Origin of the sequence: Dokdonia sp. 4H-3-7-5 (assembly GCF_000212355.1) — a bacterium.
GTDB lineage: Bacteria > Bacteroidota > Bacteroidia > Flavobacteriales > Flavobacteriaceae > Dokdonia.
Window position 1 is genome coordinate 949,887 of sequence record NC_015496.1, and the last position, 19,489, is coordinate 969,375.

At 36.7% G+C, this 19,489-nt stretch carries 18 protein-coding genes; 11 read left to right on the forward strand and 7 right to left on the reverse strand.

All coding sequences use genetic code 11. The features are described 5' to 3' along the window. The first annotated feature begins 132 nt into the window (after window positions 1-132). From KRODI_RS04180 to murI, 6 genes are all read left to right on the forward strand, one after another. Window positions 133-807, forward strand: coding sequence for a DUF6089 family protein (locus KRODI_RS04180; RefSeq protein WP_013750325.1), 675 nt, complete (start codon window positions 133-135; stop codon window positions 805-807). A gap of 7 nt (window positions 808-814) precedes the next feature. Then, window positions 815-1,555, forward strand: a complete 741-nt coding sequence (locus tag KRODI_RS04185; RefSeq protein WP_013750326.1) for an isoprenyl transferase — start codon at window positions 815-817, stop codon at window positions 1,553-1,555. Next, a complete protein-coding gene (locus KRODI_RS04190) occupies window positions 1,488-4,160 on the forward strand; it encodes an outer membrane protein assembly factor (RefSeq protein WP_041295616.1) in 2,673 nt (890 codons plus the stop codon). The genes KRODI_RS04185 and KRODI_RS04190 overlap by 68 nt, the downstream gene beginning before the upstream one ends. Before the next feature lie 37 nt (window positions 4,161-4,197). After that, on the forward strand, window positions 4,198-5,205 hold the full coding sequence (locus tag KRODI_RS04195) for an OmpH family outer membrane protein (RefSeq protein WP_013750328.1): 1,008 nt from the start codon (window positions 4,198-4,200) through the stop codon (window positions 5,203-5,205). Between the two features lie 39 nt (window positions 5,206-5,244). Then, window positions 5,245-5,757, forward strand: a complete 513-nt coding sequence (locus KRODI_RS04200; RefSeq protein ID WP_013750329.1) for an OmpH family outer membrane protein — start codon at window positions 5,245-5,247, stop codon at window positions 5,755-5,757. 80 nt (window positions 5,758-5,837) lie between these two features. Continuing rightward, complete coding sequence (murI, locus tag KRODI_RS04205; protein WP_013750330.1) at window positions 5,838-6,644, forward strand: glutamate racemase; 807 nt, start codon at window positions 5,838-5,840, stop codon at window positions 6,642-6,644. Between the two features lie 9 nt (window positions 6,645-6,653). On the opposite strand, the gene KRODI_RS04210 is transcribed toward murI, so the two are convergent. Both KRODI_RS04210 and KRODI_RS04215 read right to left on the reverse strand, forming a co-directional pair. After that, window positions 6,654-7,388, reverse strand: coding sequence for a LytR/AlgR family response regulator transcription factor (locus KRODI_RS04210; RefSeq protein ID WP_013750331.1), 735 nt, complete (start codon window positions 7,386-7,388; stop codon window positions 6,654-6,656). Between the two features lie 3 nt (window positions 7,389-7,391). Then, window positions 7,392-9,590, reverse strand: coding sequence for a histidine kinase (locus tag KRODI_RS04215; RefSeq protein WP_041295793.1), 2,199 nt, complete (start codon window positions 9,588-9,590; stop codon window positions 7,392-7,394). 208 nt (window positions 9,591-9,798) lie between these two features. On the opposite strand from KRODI_RS04215, the gene KRODI_RS04220 reads away from it, so the two are divergent. Both KRODI_RS04220 and KRODI_RS04225 read left to right on the forward strand, forming a co-directional pair. Beyond that, window positions 9,799-10,968 (forward strand): VWA domain-containing protein, encoded by a 1,170-nt coding sequence (locus KRODI_RS04220; RefSeq protein WP_013750333.1) that lies wholly within the window; start codon window positions 9,799-9,801, stop codon window positions 10,966-10,968. A gap of 134 nt (window positions 10,969-11,102) precedes the next feature. Further along, a complete protein-coding gene (locus tag KRODI_RS04225; protein ID WP_013750334.1) occupies window positions 11,103-11,984 on the forward strand; it encodes a flagellar motor protein MotB in 882 nt (293 codons plus the stop codon). Between the two features lie 95 nt (window positions 11,985-12,079). Here KRODI_RS04225 and KRODI_RS04230 read toward each other — a convergent pair whose 3' ends face one another. Further along, window positions 12,080-13,081 (reverse strand): type IX secretion system membrane protein PorP/SprF, encoded by a 1,002-nt coding sequence (locus tag KRODI_RS04230; RefSeq protein WP_013750335.1) that lies wholly within the window; start codon window positions 13,079-13,081, stop codon window positions 12,080-12,082. Window positions 13,082-13,386: 305 nt separating this feature from the next. On the opposite strand from KRODI_RS04230, the gene KRODI_RS04235 reads away from it, so the two are divergent. Next, window positions 13,387-14,289 carry a NifU family protein gene (locus tag KRODI_RS04235; RefSeq protein WP_013750336.1) on the forward strand — a complete coding sequence of 301 codons (903 nt, stop codon included), beginning with the start codon at window positions 13,387-13,389 and terminating at the stop codon, window positions 14,287-14,289. Window positions 14,290-14,365: 76 nt separating this feature from the next. On the opposite strand, the gene KRODI_RS04240 is transcribed toward KRODI_RS04235, so the two are convergent. From KRODI_RS04240 to KRODI_RS04255, 4 genes are all read right to left on the reverse strand, one after another. Beyond that, on the reverse strand, window positions 14,366-15,544 hold the full coding sequence (locus KRODI_RS04240; RefSeq protein WP_013750337.1) for an acyl-CoA dehydrogenase family protein: 1,179 nt from the start codon (window positions 15,542-15,544) through the stop codon (window positions 14,366-14,368). Window positions 15,545-15,602: 58 nt separating this feature from the next. After that, window positions 15,603-16,307: a tRNA1(Val) (adenine(37)-N6)-methyltransferase gene (locus KRODI_RS04245; protein ID WP_237699381.1), complete on the reverse strand. Its 705-nt coding sequence runs from the start codon at window positions 16,305-16,307 to the stop codon at window positions 15,603-15,605. Window positions 16,308-16,364: 57 nt separating this feature from the next. Beyond that, a complete protein-coding gene (gene rimM / locus KRODI_RS04250) occupies window positions 16,365-16,889 on the reverse strand; it encodes a ribosome maturation factor RimM (RefSeq protein ID WP_013750339.1) in 525 nt (174 codons plus the stop codon). Between the two features lie 197 nt (window positions 16,890-17,086). Beyond that, on the reverse strand, window positions 17,087-17,602 hold the full coding sequence (locus KRODI_RS04255) for a 30S ribosomal protein S16 (RefSeq protein WP_013750340.1): 516 nt from the start codon (window positions 17,600-17,602) through the stop codon (window positions 17,087-17,089). A 130-nt stretch (window positions 17,603-17,732) separates the two neighbouring features. Between KRODI_RS04255 and KRODI_RS04260 the strand changes: the two genes are divergently transcribed. Both KRODI_RS04260 and KRODI_RS04265 read left to right on the forward strand, forming a co-directional pair. Next, on the forward strand, window positions 17,733-18,545 hold the full coding sequence (locus tag KRODI_RS04260; protein WP_013750341.1) for a DUF6252 family protein: 813 nt from the start codon (window positions 17,733-17,735) through the stop codon (window positions 18,543-18,545). Window positions 18,546-18,920: 375 nt separating this feature from the next. Then, window positions 18,921-19,367, forward strand: a complete 447-nt coding sequence (locus KRODI_RS04265; RefSeq protein ID WP_013750342.1) for a ferritin-like domain-containing protein — start codon at window positions 18,921-18,923, stop codon at window positions 19,365-19,367. The last annotated feature ends 122 nt before the right edge of the window (window positions 19,368-19,489 follow it).

A 19,489-nucleotide genomic window follows, 5' to 3' on the forward strand; every position in this document is an offset into this window, starting at 1 on the left:
TTTTCTGTAAGGGCAACTAGTACGTATTTAATTACGCTTTCGCGAAAGCGTAAACTAACCGACAACATCTTAGCAACCCCTAATTGCTAGTACCAACACAGAATTGTTATATTTGCAAACTTTTAACGCTATATGAAGTACTTGACGATTATTTTGATCGCCATTTTTTGGAATACTAAAACACAAGCTCAGACTTATGAAATAGGAGGGTTTTTAGGAGGATCTAATGTTGTAAGTGACATAGGGTCTACTAGCTACTTTTCTCCAAATAAGCCTGTTTTTGGCGCTATTTTTAAGTGGAATAGAAGCTCCAGACATTCATTTAGATTTACAGCACTGTTCACAGAGTTGGAAGGAAGTGACGAAGATAGCCATGAGGCTAGGAGACAGAGCAGAGGATTATCCTTTACTAATAGTCTTCAGGAGGTTTCATTAGGCTTAGAATATACCTTTTGGGAATTTGACATGTTTAAAGATCGTAACGCAAACGCGCCATATTTATATACTGGTCTTACAGTCTTTAATCAAGAAAATATTTCAAATATAAATGGTGTTACAGCGAGTGGAAACGCGCTAGACGTTGCAATTCCAATAGTATTAGGTTATAAAGTAGCAGTAAATAGTAAGATGGTCATAGCTCTGGAAGGTGGTGCACGTTATACATTTACAGATAATATAGATGGCAGCGATCCTGCGGGAGAAGATGCGCTAAGTTTAGGAAATAAAAATAATAATGATTGGTATGTATTCACGGGATTAACCGTGAGTTTTACCTTTGGCCGTAGACCTTGTTACTGCGGATTTTAATAATATAATGGACGTACTTGCCCAGATTAATAAAGAAAAGTTACCCCAGCACATTGCCATTATTATGGATGGTAATGGTAGGTGGGCAAAAAAACAAGGCCTTCTTAGAGCTGTAGGTCACAAGAAAGGGTCTAAAGCAGTAAGAGAAGCGGTAGAAGCGGCAGCCGAACTTGGTGTACCTTACCTAACCCTTTATGCTTTTTCTACAGAAAATTGGAATCGCCCTAAGGCAGAAGTAGACACGCTCATGAATCTTCTTGTATCTTCTTTAAAGAAAGAAATTTCTACTTTACAAGACAACGATGTTTCCCTCAACACTATTGGTAATACGAGCTCTTTACCTAAAAAAGCGCAAAGAGAACTCAACGAGGTTATAGAAAAAACGAAGAACAACAAAAGGCTTAAGCTCACACTTGCATTAAGTTACGGAAGCAGAGAAGAACTAATAAAAACTGTCAAAGAAATAAGCGATAAAGTTAAAAATAACCTAATTTCGCCAGCTGAAATAGATGAATCTTGTATAAATGAGCATCTTTACACCCATGATATGCCGGATGTAGATTTGTTAATTCGTACGAGTGGAGAGCAACGAATTAGTAATTTTTTGTTGTGGCAGATAGCCTATGCTGAGTTTTATTTTACAGAAATATTGTGGCCAGATTTTAGAAAGGAACATTTACATGACGCTATTTACAATTATCAGAAAAGAGAACGAAGATTTGGAAAGACAAGTGAACAAATTAAATAGTGCGTCTACTTTTTCAAAAGTGACAGGCAAATGGATGATTTTTTTAGCCCTTTTGAGCTTCACTTTTGCACAAGCGCAAAGAGAATTACCGCTAGATCCTGAAGTTAAATATGAAATTGCAGACATCAAAGTAAGTGGCGTATCCACTTATAATGAGAATACCGTAATTGCATTTACAGGATTACGTGTAGGAGAACAGATATTTCTACCTGGACAAAAGATTACAGACGTAATCAAAAAACTATGGTCGCTAGAACTTTTTTCAGATATTAATCTATATGTTACTGATATAAATGGAAATAAAGTAGACTTACAGCTAGACATCAAAGAAGTCCCAGAGCTTAATGAAGTAAGATTTAAAGGAATTAAGCAGAAAAAAGGGGCTAATTTTATTAAGGACAACGGACTTAATAAAGGGGCTAAGGTTACAGAAAATCTAGAAACTACAGCTAAAAATTACATTGAGAATACTTACAAGAAAAAAGGATATCTTAACTCTAAGGTTTTTATCAATACTGTTCCGACTGCAGATAGTATAGGTACAAATAAAGTCAACATGACTGTAAATATTGATAAAGGTGAGCGCGTAAAAATAGCCGACATCAATATCACAGGGCGCGAGAAGTTAAAAAGAGGAACTCTTTTAGGTTCTATGAAAAAAACCAAAGAGAAAAAAATCTGGCGTGTATGGAAACGATCAAAATTTATCAAAGCAGATTACGAAGAAGATAAAGTTGCTCTTATAAATAAATATAAAGAAAAAGGGTACCGTGATGCACGTGTAATATCTGATACCATTATTAAAAATAATGACAAAAGTATTACTCTTGAAATTAATGTAGAGGAAGGTAATAGATATTACATAGGTGATATCGACTTTATAGGAAACTCTGTGTATACAGATGACCAATTAAGCCGCCAACTAGGACTATTTAAAGGAGATGTGTACAATGGAGTTCTGCTAAAAGAACGTATACAAGATGATACAGATCCAGATTCAGACAACATTGCAAATCTTTACCAAAATAGTGGTTATCTCTTCTCTAATATTAATGCAGTAGAGACAAGTGTCCAAAATGACACTATTGATTTTGAAGTACGTATTTCAGAAGGAAAACTCGCCTATTTTAACAAGGTAACTGTAAAAGGTAACGATAAAACTAAGGATAAAGTAATTTATAGAGAATTACTTACAAAGCCTGGGCAACGTTATAGTAAAGATGCAGTAGTAAGAACAATTAGAGAGCTCGGACAATTAGGATTTTTTGACGCACAACAACTCACTCCTAATTTTGATAATTTTGACGCTGTAGCTGGTACAGTAGATTTAGAGTACAATGTAGTAGAACAAGGTGCCAGCCAGATAGAACTTCAAGGAGGTTTTGGCGGTGGTGGTTTTGTAGGAACACTTGGACTTTCTTTCAATAACTTCTCTATTCAAAACATATTTAATAAGGATGCATATCAGCCTCTTCCTATGGGAGATGGTCAGAAATTCTCTTTAAGAGCACAAGCAAGTCAGTTTTTTCAGACATATAGTGCTTCACTTACAGATCCATGGTTCGGAGGGAAACAACCAGTGCAATTTTCAACCTCTTTTTCACATACGATACAGTATCTATTTACAGGAATTAATAGTGGTAATGCTAGCGATCGTGTTGATAGAGACAGAAAGTTTTTAATTACAGGTGGTTCGATAGGGCTTTCAAAACGTCTTTCTTGGCCAGATAGGAACTTTTTCCTTTCGCATGCTATAAGTTTCCAGCACTTTGATTTACAAAACTATAACACTGGCCTTTTTACCTTTGGTAATGGATCATCAGAAAACTTAGCATATACTGTAGGTTTAAGTCGTCAGGAAGTTTTTGGTGGACGTATTTTCCCAACTGGTGGATCAGAAATAAGTTTTACAGCAAAACTTACACTACCGTACTCTGCTTGGAACGGCACAGACTACAAACAACTTGCTGCAGATCGCGAGGTAGCTGTGGAGAATCAAGATAGTGACGAGATAGGCCGTATTGACCAAGAGCGTTTTAATTGGCTAGAATATTATAAAGTGAAATTTGATGGTAAATGGTATACTCCGATAGTCGGCAAATTTGTCCTACAAACGGGAATTGAATTTGGATGGCTTGGAGCTTATAATCAAGATAGAGGCGTACCTCCATTTGAGCGTTTCTTCTTAGGAGGAGATGGACTAGGTGGTTTCTCACTAGATGGTAGAGAGATAGTGAGACTTAGAGGTTATCCTAATCAAGCAGTGACTCCTATAGATAGAGGAGCCGCACTTTCTAGTACGAATCAAGCTAACGATGGTGCAACTATTTATAATAAATTCAGTTTAGAACTACGCTACCCTATTTCATTTAATCCTCAGGCCACTATTTACGCATTAACTTTTGCAGAGGCTGGATCATCTTATGACAATTTTAGAGACTATAACCCGTTTCAATTGAGTAGATCTGCTGGGGCAGGAATTCGTATATTTATGCCAGCCTTTGGTTTATTAGGATTGGATTTTGGATATGGATTCGACCCAATTCCTGGTACTGTAGGAGCAAATGGATGGGAAACACACTTCATTATTGGTCAGCAGTTCTAATTTTTGGCACGATTATTTCTAATGCAATTCTGAAATTATGAAGACACCTGTTTTTCTTTTACTAATCGCAACAATGTTGCTATCTACTTCACTAGAAGCTCAAAGAGCTAGTGGCGTACGTATAGGATATATTGATATGGATTACATACTTGAAAATGTTCCTGAATACCAAGAAGCATCTACACAATTAGATGATAAAGTAGGAAAATGGAAAGGTGAGATTGAAACTAGACTTGAAGAAGTTGCTGCAATGAAAAAGCAACTGGATAATGAAAGAGCGTTACTCACAAAAGAACTTATTGAGGAACGCGATGAAGAAATTACTTTTGAAAGAGATCAAATACTAGAATATCAACAGAAACGTTTTGGACCAGGTGGAGATTTAGCTATCCAAAGAAGACAGCTTGTTGAGCCAGTACAAGACCAAGTATTTAACGCTGTACAAGAAATATCTGCAGCAAAAAAGTTTGACCTTGTCTTTGATAAATCATCAGACTTAATGATGTTATATACTGCAGACAGATTAAACATAAGCGACCAAGTCCTTAGAAGTATTACTAGAGCTGCAAAACGTAATCAAATCAACAGTAAGAAAGATGAAAAAGATTTTGATATCGATGAGGCAAAAACGGTTGAGCAAGATAAAGCTAGTCAAGAAAGACAACGAGCAATAAACGCAAAGACTGCCGAACGTGATGCAGCACTTGAAGCCCGTAATAAAGATAGAGAAACGCAAAAAGCAGAACGTCAAGCGGCTTTTCAAGAGAGAAGAAGATTATTACTTGAAGAACGCCAGCGCAAGAAAGACTCTATACAAGCTGTGCGTGAAGCAAGGACAACAACACCTAGTGGCAGGGGCACGCCAACATTAGGCACGGATCCTGCAAATGCTAAAGCAGCCAAAGAAGCTGCAATTGCAGATAGAAAAAGAAAAAAAGATTCTATTATTGCTGTAAGAAAGGCAAAAAGAGATTCAATTTTAGAAGCAAGGAAAAAGAAAACTACGCCTCCAGCACAAAATGGAAATGACGGAGACGGTAGATAACCCTTATTAATTATTACACTTAACTCAAATTAGATTAAAATGAAACAGTTTACAAAAGTATTAGCAGCGATTGCACTTATCGTAGGAATGAGTAGCGCTATGCAAGCACAAAGCAAAGTTGCACACATTAACTCACAGTCTCTTGTAGAAGCTATGCCTACATATAAGAATGCAATGTCTGAGCTAGAAAAGCTACAGAAATCATATGACACAGAAATTTCTGCAATGGGTGCAGAGCTTCAAAAAACATACGAGCGTTATAACCGTGAGGCAGAAACTCAAACTGATGAGGAAAATGGAAGACGCATGCAGGAAGTTCAAGAAACTCGTACTAACATTGCAAAGTACCAACAAACGGCATTACAAACACTTCAAACTAAAGAGCAAGAACTCATCAAGCCTATCATTGAAAAAGCAAGAGTAGCTATTCAAAAAGTTGCAAGAGCAAAAGGATATGACTTCGTACTTGATTCTACACCTGGAGCTGGAGGAGTTATCATGGCAGATGGTTATGATTTAATGCCAGATGCAAAAGCTTCTTTAGGAATATAATTTTAAAATATTCTTTCGCTTAAGCGAAAACAAATATTGAAAACTGCCCTTTTTAAAGGGCAGTTTTTTATTTTAGATACATGCAACACAAAGGTAACATTGGACTTTTTGATAGTGGTATAGGCGGCACTTCCATCTGGAAAGAAGTAGTCACACACCTACCGTATGAAAACACCATATACCTTGCCGATAGTAAGCATGCTCCTTACGGTGCAAAATCAAAAGAGGAAATAATTGCGCTATCTGTAAAAAACACAGAAAAGCTTATACAACTAGGCGCAAAAATTATTGTTGTTGCTTGCAATACCGCAACCACTAACGCCATTGACTACCTCAGGAAAAATTATGACATCCCATTTATAGGTATTGAACCAGCTATCAAGCCTGCGGCACTCAATTCTAAAAATAAGACCATTGGTATTCTAGCGACCAAAGGAACGCTAAACAGCACTCTATTTCAAGATACTTCAGAAAAATGGACACAGGGAACTAAAGTTATAGAAGTTATAGGAGAAGGCCTCGTACCGCTTATTGAGAGGGGAGATCTTGAGAGTTCCGTTTTAAAAGAACTTCTTAAGTCATATGTAGCTCCTATGATTACCCAGAAAATCGATTATCTGGTTTTAGGATGCAGTCACTATCCATACCTCATCCCGCTTCTAACTGAGTTATTACCTGAAGAAGTTACTATCATAGATTCTGGACTAGCCGTTGCTCGCCAGACTAAGTCTGTTCTTACAGAAATAAAAGCCTTGGAAACTGCAACGACTGGAAATCATCAATTATTTACAAATGGGGATCCCAGTATTTTAAAAAAAGTATTAGTACGCTTTCGCGAAAGCGTAACACCTCCACTTGATATCACTATCAAGAAACTTGATTTTTAGTCGGATTAATTATTGAAAATACGTGAGTAAGTTTGCTTTTTGACTAGCAGAAACCATCACTTCTTTCCCGCTACTTAATACGACGCTTCCTCCTTTACCCTTTTTATAGGCGGTGATTTCATTTACGTTCACTAAATATGATTTATGAACACGTGCAAATCCAAAATCTGTAAGCGCATCTTGAAAAAACTTTAGTGTTTTACTTACCAATTTCTTCTCGTTATTTTTCAGGAAAATCTCTGTGTAGTTATCATCTGCTTTGCAATATAAAATATCTTGTGCAGATAGTACTTCAAAACCATCTTGTACTGGGATAGTAATTTTACCCTGCTTATCAATGGTATGTGCAGTGAGCACTTTATTATCTAAAGCATTCTCTTTTGTCTTGATCTCACTTACGTAATCTACCGCCTTAATGAGTTCATCTATTGAAACTGGCTTTAGTAAATAGTAAGATGCGTGCGTATTAAGCGCGTCCATCGCATACTGATTATATGCCGTTACAAAAACCGTCTCAAAACTACGGTCGCCTACTTGCTCCAGCAAATCAAAAGCATTTCCCTTAGGCATCTCTACATCTAGAAATACCAAATCAAGTTCATGATTTCTTATGAGTATCAACGCTTCATCAACATTTGCTGCCTCACCTACAATATCAACTTTAGGGCAGTACTTAGTGAGATAGTTACGTAAGATCTCTCTACTAGTCTCTTCATCTTCTACTATAATGGTTTTGAGCTTCATGTATTATACTTTTTTAAGCGTGAGCGTCACTTTTGTTCCTTCTCCTGAATCAAATACATCAGAGACAGTGACAGCGATACGATCACCGTACATCTCATTGAGAATGGCAATTCGCTTTTTAATATTTCCCATCCCCTTAGATTTTTGTTTCTTTTGGTTCTCAGTCTTTAATGCTTTACTACGTGTACGTCCTACTCCATCATCTGAGACGGTTATCATTGCCGTATTTTCATCCTTTTGATCAAAACTAATGCGCAGCATACCTTTCTCTTCTTTGTAACGCATTCCATGCCACACAGCATTTTCTACATAGGGCTGCAATAACATAGGCGGAATCATAAAAGAGCTTACATCTAGCGCTTCATCTACCTCTATCTCATAATCAAAACGATCTTTAAATCTAAAATGCTCTAGCATCGTGTACCTCTTGATAAGATCTATCTCGCTAGATAGCGGTATAAAATCTTCCTCACTATTCTCTAGCACGGCTCTCATGAGGGTAGAGAAATCTGAAAGATATTTATTTGCCGTACGCTCATCATTAGTAGCTATAAAACTATTAACCGAGTTCAACGCATTAAAAATAAAATGCGGATTCATTTGTGAACGCAAACTTTTAAGAGCAAGGAGGTTATTTGCATATTGCTGCTTCTTACTACTTCTATACATAGAAAATGCCGTAAGTAGCAATAATGCTGTAACAAGTATGAGAGATCCAATAATTACTTTTTGCCTGGTATCTCTAGCCTCTACAAGTTCTTGTTCTTGGAAAGCAAGCTGATATCGATTTTCATTAAGCTGTCTGTCTTTTTCAAGACTAATAATTCTATTCTGCTTTTCGGTAATGTCCTTTGCAAAGCGTGTTGCTTGAGAGATTTCTTGCTCCTTGCGACTATAACTAAGGTCTACAATGTTTTTGTATGCTTCGTAAGCTTCCTTTGCTTTATCGATATCGCCCTTATCACGATATACTTCAGAGAGTCTGCGTCTTGCATTTTTCTCGACTACAATGTCTTCCTTATCACGTGCTTCTTCTATACTCTTCTCTAAAAAAGGAATAGACTCTTCATATTTATTTTGTGCTGCCAGGGCAAACCCTATCTTGTAGTTTTGCTTTTGGACAGTGATCACATCATCATTAGCTATAGCATCTGGTGCCACAAGATTAATATCTTCTATAGCAGATTTACGCAGTTCAATCTCTGCATCATAAGATTTATTCCTACTATAATAATCTGCTACTTTTGTCTTTGCTCTTACAGCAGACTCTGTTTTTTCGATATTAGATAACTCGGCAGCCTTAGAGTAATTTAAAGCAGCTGCTTGAGGCGCACCTTGTTGATCATAAGCATCTCCTATCTTTGTATTAAGCCTTGCTGCGTCTGATGGCTTTTGAAGTTGGGTGACTTTTTTCTCCACCTCTTCATAATTTGTAATAGAAGTTACATAGTCTCCAGTTGCAACATAAGCATCACCTAGTCCTTCCTTTACAGTTATTTGTTGTGTTGCAGTAAGATTCATCTCTGCAAGCCTGGTGTATAATCTTATACATTCCTGATAGTTCTTATTATTGTAATATGCCTGAGCAAGCGCAATTTCTACTGCAACACTTGCCTCATTTTTAATGCTCAACTTATAATTAGTCACCGCAAGATCGTACTGCTTCCAGTGACTATAAATATCTCCCAGTAATTTAAAACTTTTAGCTCGTTCACTTGTTGAAATGGTAGGGACAGAAAGTGCTTGTGCAACTTTATCAACCCCAGCAGCAGCATTTTTTTTATAAATCTGCCTTGCTTGATTAATGAGGGAGTTAAAAGTAATAGGTGGCGCTTGAAGATCTGAAACCTCCTCAAACTCCACTATTTTTTCTATAGGTCGCACCTCTAATTTTATGCGTTGTTGATCCTTTATCGTATAAAATACCGTCTCAAAATCTTCACTACGTATTACAAGCTCATCACCTACTTTGGCGGCTATTCTAAATTCACCATCACTCCCTGAGGTGGTGTAGGCCCCACCAGTTACCTCTACATTTGCCTTGGCAACAGGCTTCATATACTCAGTATCAAGTATACTTCCCTTCAATGTAAAAACTCTATTAGTGCTCCTACTAACCGCCTCACGTTCTTGTTGTGCAAAAGCTGTATACGATCCTAATAAAAGAATAAGTATAAATAATATGTTATTTCTAGTTTTCATTGTATTCAAACTTACTCTAAAAAAATAGCATCTTAAAATCATAAAAGAAGCAAACACGCCTATTTTCATGCTTTTACGTACAAAAACGTTCCTTTTACTAATCATCTAAGGTCGTTTACTCATTCATACGTCCTATTCCCTCATTCTACCTAAAATTTGACTTTTCATAATGATAATTTTAAACTCTATTCATCATAAAAATCAGCAAATGAAAACTCTTTTTATCCTAGCAATTACACTAGCTATGCACAATGGACTACTCGCAACAAACTTACATGGGGTTGAGTACGCTTTCGCGAAAGCGGAAAAAAATCATATCCCATCTTTTACAAAAGATCCCGTTCAAAATACCATTAAAGTAGCTCTACTTTTAGATACTTCTAATAGTATGGATGGTCTTATAGATCAAGCACGAGCACAATTGTGGGAGCTAGTCAACGATCTAGCAGAAGCTAAGTGCGGAAATGAAAGCCGTCCAGACCTTAAAATTGCACTTTATGAATATGGAAATGACAGGCTTAATGCTAGAGAAGGATATATACGTATGGTAAATTCCTTCAGTACAGATCTTGATGAAATTTCTAAAAACCTCTTTTCTCTCACAACAAATGGAGGTAACGAGTACTGCGGTAATGTGATTGAAAATTCGCTTAACCAACTAGAGTGGGGTAAAAATAAAAATGACCTCAACCTTATTTTTATAGCAGGTAATGAGCCTTTTGATCAAGGCCCAGTGCGTTACCAAGATGCTGCCAGCAATGCCTGCGGAAAGGATGTCACTATAAACACAATTTTTTGTGGTGATTATAATGAAGGGCTCAACACAAATTGGAAAGATGGCGCATCACTTACTCAAGGAGATTACATAGCAATAAATAGTGATCGCGCTACTGTACACGTACCATCACCATATGACGATAAGATCTTACAAAAGAATGAAGAGCTTAACAAAACCTATGTAGGATATGGAAATCTCGCCTCATCTAAGCTTGCTCTGCAAAGTAGTCAAGACAGCAATGCACAATCTTATGGTAATGCAAATGCTGTAAAAAGAGCAGTAAGTAAAAGCTCTAGACTATATAAAAATACCAGCTGGGACCTTGTAGATGCGATGGAAGAAAATGAAGCTGTGGTAGTAGAACTTAAAGAAACTAGCCTACCTAAAGAACTCAAAGGAAAAACCGAAAAAGAAATAAGAAAGTATGTCTATGAGAAAAAGAAACAGCGAACAAGAATACAAGGGGAAATTGCCAAGCTCAACATTAAACGTAAAGAATTTCTTGAATCTAAAACCAATACTAAAGATAATGAATTGCGCAATGCACTAGTAGACGCTATAAAAAAGCAAGGTCATGCAAAAAACTATAGCTGGGAATAATCAACACAAAACACTCATTATAAACACTTTGCATGACACAGCATCTGCAAGGTGTTTGACTTTGTGATATTCTTAACGTCTACATAAAAACCTCTCACCGTATAACTAAGAAGTAAACACTAAACTAAACACTTATGATTATTTCAAGAGTTACAAAGAATACCCTACTTATTGCAATGACCGCTGGAGCACTTACCTCTTGCGTTTCTAAAAAGAAATACACTCAACTTCAATCTGAGTATGACACTACAAAAGTTACTTTGACTAAAACTAAAGTAGAAAAAGAGGAAATAGAAGCAAAATATGCAGCTATAGAGCAACGTGTAGATGATTACAATACTAAAATCAATTCTCTACGTGACACTAACGTAGATTTGCAAGCTTCTAACGATGCTAAATTTGAAATTACTACGAATGGTACTGTAATGTCAGAAAACACAAAGCAGAAGTTAAGAGCAGCACTCGCAAATGTAGATCCTAGTGAACTAGCACAAGCACAAACTCTAGAGGACTCTATGAATCTTGCAGTTTCTCATAAACTTAAACGTAACCTTAATAAAGATATTTACGGCGCCAATGCACTTGATGATATTAACATTGACATAGATGATACTGTAGTACAGATTTCTATTTCAGATAAAATGCTATTCCGCTCTGGGAGTTATAGAGTAAGCAAGGAAGCAGATGCTCTTTTGAGACGTATTGCTGCCGTTGTAAATTCCGAACCAGCTGTAGAAGTAATGGTAGAAGGTCACACAGATAGCCGTACTGTAAAGAAAGGTTCATACCTCAAAGACAACTGGGATTTAAGTGTACAGCGCGCTACAGCAATCGTACGTGAGCTGCAAACTAAGCACAATGTAGATCCATCAAAACTAATTGCTTCTGGACGTAGTAGCTATGTTCCTTTAGTAGAAAATGATAGTAAAGAGAATATGTCAAGAAATAGAAGAACGAGAATTTTAATTCTTCCTAACCTTGATAAATTTCTAGCACTAATGGCTTCAAATGAATAAGAGCTATATTCCTTTACAGTTAGCAAACTAAAAAATCCCCCGCCATAACTGGCGAGGGATTTTTTACATTTTAAACTAGATTATTTAACCGAATGCTAGTTGATAGCTGGACAGTTACAATCATAAGGCTCTTTATTTTTACCAAGGTTGATACCAAGTGTGATCTGATGAAAACCACCATTAGTAAGCACTACTGAGTTACTTTGATATGAATATGTATAGCCTAACATAAAACGATCATACATACCTCCTACAAAAGGTGTTACATATTGAAGTTTTTGAGTATCTACAGATTCACCATTAGTAGTAAATTCTGCTCCGTCAAAACTTCTTCTATAAGAAAGTCCTCCCCATAATCTACCCCAGTCTGTTTTATAATATGCCTTACCGTTTACATCTAAAGTAGCTTCTCCTGTACTATCTGTTGCCTGAAACATCACTGATGGTTCAAAACTCCATTCAGAATAATTAGGAGAAATCGTATATGCCATAGATAGTAGATAACGACGTTGGTTATTTGGCTCAAAATCCTCACTAAAGATATCACGCTTCACAGGGATTGCATTCTTAACGGTAAAGTGCGTTGAGAAATTTAAAAAATTGTAAGACATTCCAAAGTCTATATTCAAGTAAGAATCACTCTGCTCTATACCAGCTATAATAGGATCAAAATCTGTAAGATCAAAGCTAGTTTCATCAAGCTTACCTTGAATAATTCCTGCACTTATCCCAAAAGAAAGCTGATTTAAATCTACATAGTTACGTCCTAACATTAAGTGATATGCAAACGTAGCATTCACCCCTTGTTGAGAAAAATAGCCATTACTATCATTAAATAGAACACCGCCTACCCCTATATTATCTCCTACTCGACCATTTAAACTTACTGTTTGAAGTGCTGGAGCGTCATCTACACCTGCCCATTGTGATCTAGCGGTCCCTCTTAACTTAGTAGTTTGAGAAGCTCCAGCCATTGATGGATGAAGTAAATATAAATTATCTTGTAAATAATCAAGATATACTGGAATACCTTCTTGCGCCATCGCAAACTGTGCAAAAAACAATGCTATTAGAAAGTAGGATTTCTTTAAACTCATGGACTTTTCTTTTTCTATACGGCTACAAATCGAAGGAATAATGCCTCGTACGACTGTATACTTTTAACTTGAGTAAAATCTATAAAAGACAATACTTCCATAGCTCTCAAATATAGGACTTTTTACAATACCTCACGCCATATAACTCCCCAACTACGACACACATACCCTCAAAAATGGCTATTATTTATTAGTGAATGAACTATATCATGAAGTACACAAAGCATAAATATTCATAAAGCCATTACCTATACTTTATATACCAAGTACGCTCCATCTTCCATACCTTTGTAAAAAAATTATCAATGTCAACATATAGTATATCTGTAGAAGGAACTTCTAACCCTGCTATTAAAAAATTTCAGGCAGATCAGTTTCTAGTTAATCATAACAGCTACGAATTTAAAAATATAGATGAAGCTGCAAATTCGCCGCTTGCTCAACAGTTATTTTATCTTCCATTTGTAAAGACAGTATATATCACTCAAAACTTTGTTGCTATAGAAAAGTACAACATTGTAGAGTGGATAGATGTACAACAAGAAGTTGCAAATCAAATAGAAGACTATCTTAATGACAATGGACTTGTTATCATAGAAGATGTTGCTGCAAAGAAAATACCGGTAACAGTTTATGCAGAGTCTACACCTAACCCATCAACGCTTAAATTTGTTGCAAATAAAAAGCTTGTAACTACAGCTTTTGAGTTTAAAAGTATAGATGACACTGCAAATGCTCCTATGGCAAAGGCTTTGTTCCACCTTCCTTATGTAAAGGAGGTTTTCTTTGATGAAAACTATATTTCTGTTCAAAAATATGATGTTGCAGAGTGGGATGAAGTTGTTACTGAAACTAGAGAGTTTATACGTGATTACATTCAGGATGGTAAAGAAATTGTAACAGCAGCTCAACTTAAAACACCACAGCAAGCAGAAGCAATAGCCGAAGAAAAGTTTGAGACTTTAGACGATATTTCTAAGGAAATAGTAAATATTATTGAAGAGTATGTAAAACCAGCAGTTGCAAGTGATGGTGGTAATATTATGTTCAAAAACTATGATCCAAAAACACAGAACGTCTCTGTGATACTTCAAGGAGCTTGTAGTGGATGTCCTTCTAGTACATTCACACTTAAAAATGGTATAGAAAACATGCTTAAGCAAATGTTACCTGGAAAAATAAATATGGTAGAAGCTATAAACGGCTAACCGTCTTCCATTATATTAAATAAAAATGCCCTTTACAACATTAATGTAAAGGGCATTTTATTTGTGATCTGAACCACTATTTAAAAGCATTCTCGCCTGTGATATCTAAGCCTGTTATCAGAAGGTGAATATCATGTGTTCCTTCATAAGTAATCACACTCTCAAGATTCATCATGTGGCGCATGATACTGTATTCTCCAGTAATTCCCATACCACCTAATATCTGTCGTGCTTCGCGAGCAATTTTTAAGGCCATTTCAACATTATTACGTTTTGCCATTGAGATTTGAGCAGAGGTTGCTCTATCTTCATTTTTAAGTTGGCCTAATCTTAGCGCAAGCAATTGCGCCTTTGTAATCTCTGTGATCATCTCTGCAAGCTTCTTTTGTTGCAGTTGGAATGCAGCAATAGGCTTCCCAAACTGGATACGCTCTTTTGCGTAGCGCAACGCAGTATCATAACAATCCATTGCAGCGCCTATAGCTCCCCAAGCAATACCATAACGAGCCGAATCAAGACAACCTAACGGCGCGCCTAATCCGGATTTATTAGGTAATAAATTTTCTTTAGGAACTTTTACATCTTGAAAAATTAATTCTCCTGTAGCACTTGCTCTGAGTGACCATTTATTGTGTGTCTCTGGAGTAGAAAATCCTTCCATTCCTCTTTCTACTATAAGTCCGTGTATGCGCCCTTCTTCATTCTTTGCCCATACTACAGCCACATCACAAAAAGGACTGTTTGAAATCCATAATTTGGCTCCATTGAGAAGATAGTGGTCTCCCATATCTTTAAAATTTGTCACCATTCCACTAGGGTTAGATCCGTGATCTGGTTCTGTAAGCCCAAAGGATCCCATAAATTCGCCAGAAGCTAGTTTTGGTAAAAACTTGTTACGCTGCTCTTCAGAACCATACTTGTATATTGGATACATAACTAGTGATGATTGTACAGATGCAGTAGATCGTACACCAGAGTCACCACGCTCTATCTCTTGCATGATAAGACCATAAGAAATTTGATCTAAGCCAGCACCACCATATTGTTCAGGAATATAAGGACCAAAAGCTCCTATCTCTGCGAGACCAGGAATGATTGATTTTGGAAATTTTGCATCTTGTGCAGCTTGTTCGATTATAGGAGAAACATCTCGCTTAACCCACGCACGCGCAGCATCTCGTATTAACTTATGTTCTTCGGTAAGAAGGTCATCTATATTGTAATAATCGGGAGCTTCAAAAAGATCTGGTTTCATAGCATATATTTTAGCAAAGTAAAAATAACGAAAACGTTTTCACTGCCCAAAATTCCTACTACATTTTGAGATAGAAGTCTTTAACTAGAGAAATGTAGTCATCTGTATAATCTTGACGTTTATACTCAATAGTAAGTTCTGTGGTGTTTGGTACGCTTTCGCGAAAGCGGAACTCCATCAAACTCCTTTTAATAGGCGAAGTTGGGTTCCCCTTTACTCGTGTAATTCTAGAGGGAAATAAACCAGCACGAGAACATAACAATATAAAGTCATCCTCCCTTTCATGAGGAATAATCACACTAAACGCCCCATCTTCTGATAGTAACTTTGCCACGGCACCTACGAGTAATTCAAAAGGCATTGACTCTTCTAAGCGTGCTTGTTCTCTAGCTTCTATAGCTGCTCCATCTTTAATAGAACGTGAACGCTGCAACGCTGTAGACTCATCATTGAGCGTTTCCATATAAAAGGGTGGATTGCAGACAATGAGGTCGTACTCATCATCTATCTCTGCTGCAAATTCGTATAAATGCGCATGATAACAAAAGAGTCTGTCTCCCCACACACTATTTTCAAAGTTATCTGCGGCCTGCTCATAAGCGCTATCATCTAGCTCTACAGCGTCTACAGTCATAGCATCACTGCGTTGCGCAAGCATTAATGCGATAACACCAGTACCAGTGCCTATATCTAATATACTATCTGGATACTGAGCCACTGAAGTCCAAGCGCCAAGCAATACACCATCTGTGCCTATTTTCATAGCGCAGCGATTTTGGGCTACCGTAAATTCTTTAAATTGAAAAGGTTTTAAAGACATCTACAGGTATAGATCAATCAGTCCATCAGGAAGTTCGAAGTGCATTTGCTTGTTTTCGCGGTCTACTTTCTTGATAAACTCGTCTACCATAGGTATAAGCACTTGACTACCATCTCTGTCAATTTCAAAAATAGCCTGCGTGTTACTATCGTTTACATATGTGATTGTACCTATCTCACCAAAGTCTTTATCTACGGCAGTAAATCCTACTACCTCATGGAAGTAAAATTGATCTCCCTTTAACTCAGGTAGTAAGTCTAGTGGCAAGTACAGACCTGCGCCTATCATATCATCTGCATCCTCTTCTGTATCTATATCTTCAAATTTTACTCGAAGTAAACTAGATTTATGTAACTGAGAAGACTCTATAAAATATGGTACAAGACTAGGACCAAAATCAATAAACACAGAGTCCATGTCTACGTATATTTCTGGTTCGTCAGTATCAAGTTTAGCAAGGAGTTCTCCTTTAAAGCTATACTTTCTAACTATTTTTCCGAGGTAGAAACAATCTTCTTTTTTCATAGGGTGTAAAAATACGGGATATCTTATAAAAAGACGTAAAAGTTAATCGATAAGCAATCTCACATTGCCAGCATATTCTATAAGAGACTTTGCAAGCAATTAAGTGGTAATAAACATAGACCATAAAAAATGCCCCAATAATTAAATTAGGGCATTTTCAAAATGTTGCGAAAGCATTACACTTCCACTAGCTTTTTTTACTCTTCAGAATCTGAAGCTGCTGCTTCACCTTCTGCAGGCGCATCTTCAGTCTCTGCAACCACTTCTGGTTGAGCTGCTGCGATACGAGCCTCATTTACAGCTTTTTCAGCTGCAAGAGCTTCTGATTTTGCTTTTTCTTCTGCTTGAGAAAGATTTCCTTTCTTAGCTTCTACTTTACCAGCTTTCTCCTCTACCCAAGCATTAAATTTTTCTTCTGCTTGCTCTTCAGTAAGTGCACCTTTACGTACACCACCAGCTAGGTGATTTTTAAGCATTGCTCCTTTATAAGAAAGAAGACGCTTTGCAGTCTCAGTAGGCTGCGCTCCGTTTTGTAACCAAGTTACAGCAAGATCAACATCAAGATCAATTGTTGCTGGGTTACTGTTAGGATTGTAAGTACCTATTTTCTCTAAGTATTTACCATCTCTCTTTGCGCGAGCATCTGCTGCTACAACCCAGTAAAAAGGTTTACCTTTCTTACCGTGTCTCTGTAATCTAATTTTAACTGACATAAAAGTTAATTTGTGGGGTACCCGACCCCGTTTTTAAATAAGTCTGCAAATATACTATAATTTTTCTGGCACTCATCACGTTAAATCTTTAATATAAAGTACTTTTGCCCTCTATTTTTGAATTTTGATTATGCGTAATTTTCTTTTTGCTCTCATCTCTATTATCACATTTATTTCTTGTAGTACCATAGAAGATAACACACCTGCACTTCAAGGGGTGCGTGATACTGTGTTACTGCGCACTCAAGACAGTCGAGCAATCTTTAATGAAGACGGTGATTTATTAATACGTGGAGAACGCGGTGCAGAGGTAATAAGCTTTCAAATAAAAAATCAAGCGCAGACTCAAATTACATTTGGCGGTCAGAATAATCCTAGTATCGCAACCTATATAGATGAAAATGGCAAAGTATTCACTACTGAGTCATCACAAGCCAGTGGTTTATTAGACTTTTCATTTAATGGAAGCAGTGCGGTGACTGGTAATTTTAAATTTACTGCATTTACTCCATCTTTTTCAGATACTGTAGTATTTAGTAAAGGTGTTGTTTATAGAGTACCTATCCTTACTCCAGTAGTAATTCAACCAGAAATTGAGGATGTAGATGATAATTTTGAAGCTCTTATCAATACAACGGTTTTTAACTCAATAGTTATCAATCATGTTGTCTCTGGTAATGTTCTTACGGTTTTAGGCCGCACATCTTCAACAAATATAGCGGTAAGTTTTCCTCTTAATAGCAATCCTGGCACTTACAACATAGGATCTAACCCTGATTTTTCTGCCGCTTATACAACTCCTTCTGGAATCTCAAATGCCATATCTGGTGAGATTACAATCATAGCAAATGATCAAGAAAACAATATTGCTGTTGGAACATTTAGCTTTATGACTGCTGAAGGTTTTTCAATTACCGACGGTTCATTCACCATCAATTACTAGTGTACTCAACAATGCGTTTCTCATTTAATGCGTAACTAATTTTATAGGCATCTGCTTTCATCTTATAGCCTCTCGTTCTAAATTAAAATGATTTTCTCCACTAGGTAGCTATCATAATTATCTAACAACTACCCGTATCTTAGGCTAAGAAACCTAAATTATCAAGAAAGACTGTTTACTAACTTATAACCATTCTGTTTTACCAGTGCTACTTTCCATTGCTTCCCGCCTTATCATACTATTAAGACAATTAACATCGATTTACGTTAAAAGAAGCCAATTATAAACCGTTCTGGTTAAAGGTAGTTAAACTACTTCTGTATAGTGTTTTATGCTCATATCTTTACATCAATACTAACAACAAAAACACACATTATGAACTATACAGAAGAAGTTGCAAATAAATTAAATAGTCTATTAACTAAGTCATACGATGCAGAAGCTGGATACAAAAAAGCAGCAGAAAATGTAAAAAATCGCGGACTAAAAAACTTTTTTCAAAACCGTGCACAAGACAGATATAACTTTGGACATGAAATTAAGGAAGAAGTAAGAAGTTTTGGACAAGAAGTAGATAAGGGAACAAGCTTCCAAGCAGATATGCACAGAGCATGGATGGACGTAAAAACTGCCTTTTCTACAGATGATGACGAGTCAACACTAGAAGAAGCGATTCGTGGAGAAAAAGCTTCAGTAGAAGCATATAATGAAGTGCTAGCAGAGACGTCCCTACCTAGCTCAACGAGAAGTATACTAGAGAAGCAACGCAATAGCATTCAGAGTGCATTAAATGAGGTAAAAACTTTAGAAGAGTGGGCATAAGCAATTTATAGAGCTTATATAAAATTTAAAATCCAGCCATAATGGCTGGATTTTTTTTGTGCATAAAAGTTGATAACTCATAGCCGTAATCTCATGTAAAAAGCACTAAAATGTAGTACTTT

What these genes read in the sequence shown, in the direction of transcription:
- KRODI_RS04180 (WP_013750325.1), top strand. Translation starts at nt 133, where the DNA reads ATGAAGTACTTGACGATTATTTTGATCGCCATTTTTTGGAATACTAAA.
- KRODI_RS04185 (WP_013750326.1), top strand. Translation starts at nt 815, where the DNA reads ATGGACGTACTTGCCCAGATTAATAAAGAAAAGTTACCCCAGCACATT.
- KRODI_RS04190 (WP_041295616.1), top strand. Translation starts at nt 1,488, where the DNA reads ATGACGCTATTTACAATTATCAGAAAAGAGAACGAAGATTTGGAAAGA.
- KRODI_RS04195 (WP_013750328.1), top strand. Translation starts at nt 4,198, where the DNA reads ATGAAGACACCTGTTTTTCTTTTACTAATCGCAACAATGTTGCTATCT.
- KRODI_RS04200 (WP_013750329.1), top strand. Translation starts at nt 5,245, where the DNA reads ATGAAACAGTTTACAAAAGTATTAGCAGCGATTGCACTTATCGTAGGA.
- murI (WP_013750330.1), top strand. Translation starts at nt 5,838, where the DNA reads ATGCAACACAAAGGTAACATTGGACTTTTTGATAGTGGTATAGGCGGC.
- KRODI_RS04210 (WP_013750331.1), bottom strand. Translation starts at nt 7,388, where the DNA reads ATGAAGCTCAAAACCATTATAGTAGAAGATGAAGAGACTAGTAGAGAG.
- KRODI_RS04215 (WP_041295793.1), bottom strand. Translation starts at nt 9,590, where the DNA reads ATGAAAACTAGAAATAACATATTATTTATACTTATTCTTTTATTAGGA.
- KRODI_RS04220 (WP_013750333.1), top strand. Translation starts at nt 9,799, where the DNA reads ATGAAAACTCTTTTTATCCTAGCAATTACACTAGCTATGCACAATGGA.
- KRODI_RS04225 (WP_013750334.1), top strand. Translation starts at nt 11,103, where the DNA reads ATGATTATTTCAAGAGTTACAAAGAATACCCTACTTATTGCAATGACC.
- KRODI_RS04230 (WP_013750335.1), bottom strand. Translation starts at nt 13,081, where the DNA reads ATGAGTTTAAAGAAATCCTACTTTCTAATAGCATTGTTTTTTGCACAG.
- KRODI_RS04235 (WP_013750336.1), top strand. Translation starts at nt 13,387, where the DNA reads ATGTCAACATATAGTATATCTGTAGAAGGAACTTCTAACCCTGCTATT.
- KRODI_RS04240 (WP_013750337.1), bottom strand. Translation starts at nt 15,544, where the DNA reads ATGAAACCAGATCTTTTTGAAGCTCCCGATTATTACAATATAGATGAC.
- KRODI_RS04245 (WP_237699381.1), bottom strand. Translation starts at nt 16,307, where the DNA reads ATGAAAATAGGCACAGATGGTGTATTGCTTGGCGCTTGGACTTCAGTG.
- rimM (WP_013750339.1), bottom strand. Translation starts at nt 16,889, where the DNA reads ATGAAAAAAGAAGATTGTTTCTACCTCGGAAAAATAGTTAGAAAGTAT.
- KRODI_RS04255 (WP_013750340.1), bottom strand. Translation starts at nt 17,602, where the DNA reads ATGTCAGTTAAAATTAGATTACAGAGACACGGTAAGAAAGGTAAACCT.
- KRODI_RS04260 (WP_013750341.1), top strand. Translation starts at nt 17,733, where the DNA reads ATGCGTAATTTTCTTTTTGCTCTCATCTCTATTATCACATTTATTTCT.
- KRODI_RS04265 (WP_013750342.1), top strand. Translation starts at nt 18,921, where the DNA reads ATGAACTATACAGAAGAAGTTGCAAATAAATTAAATAGTCTATTAACT.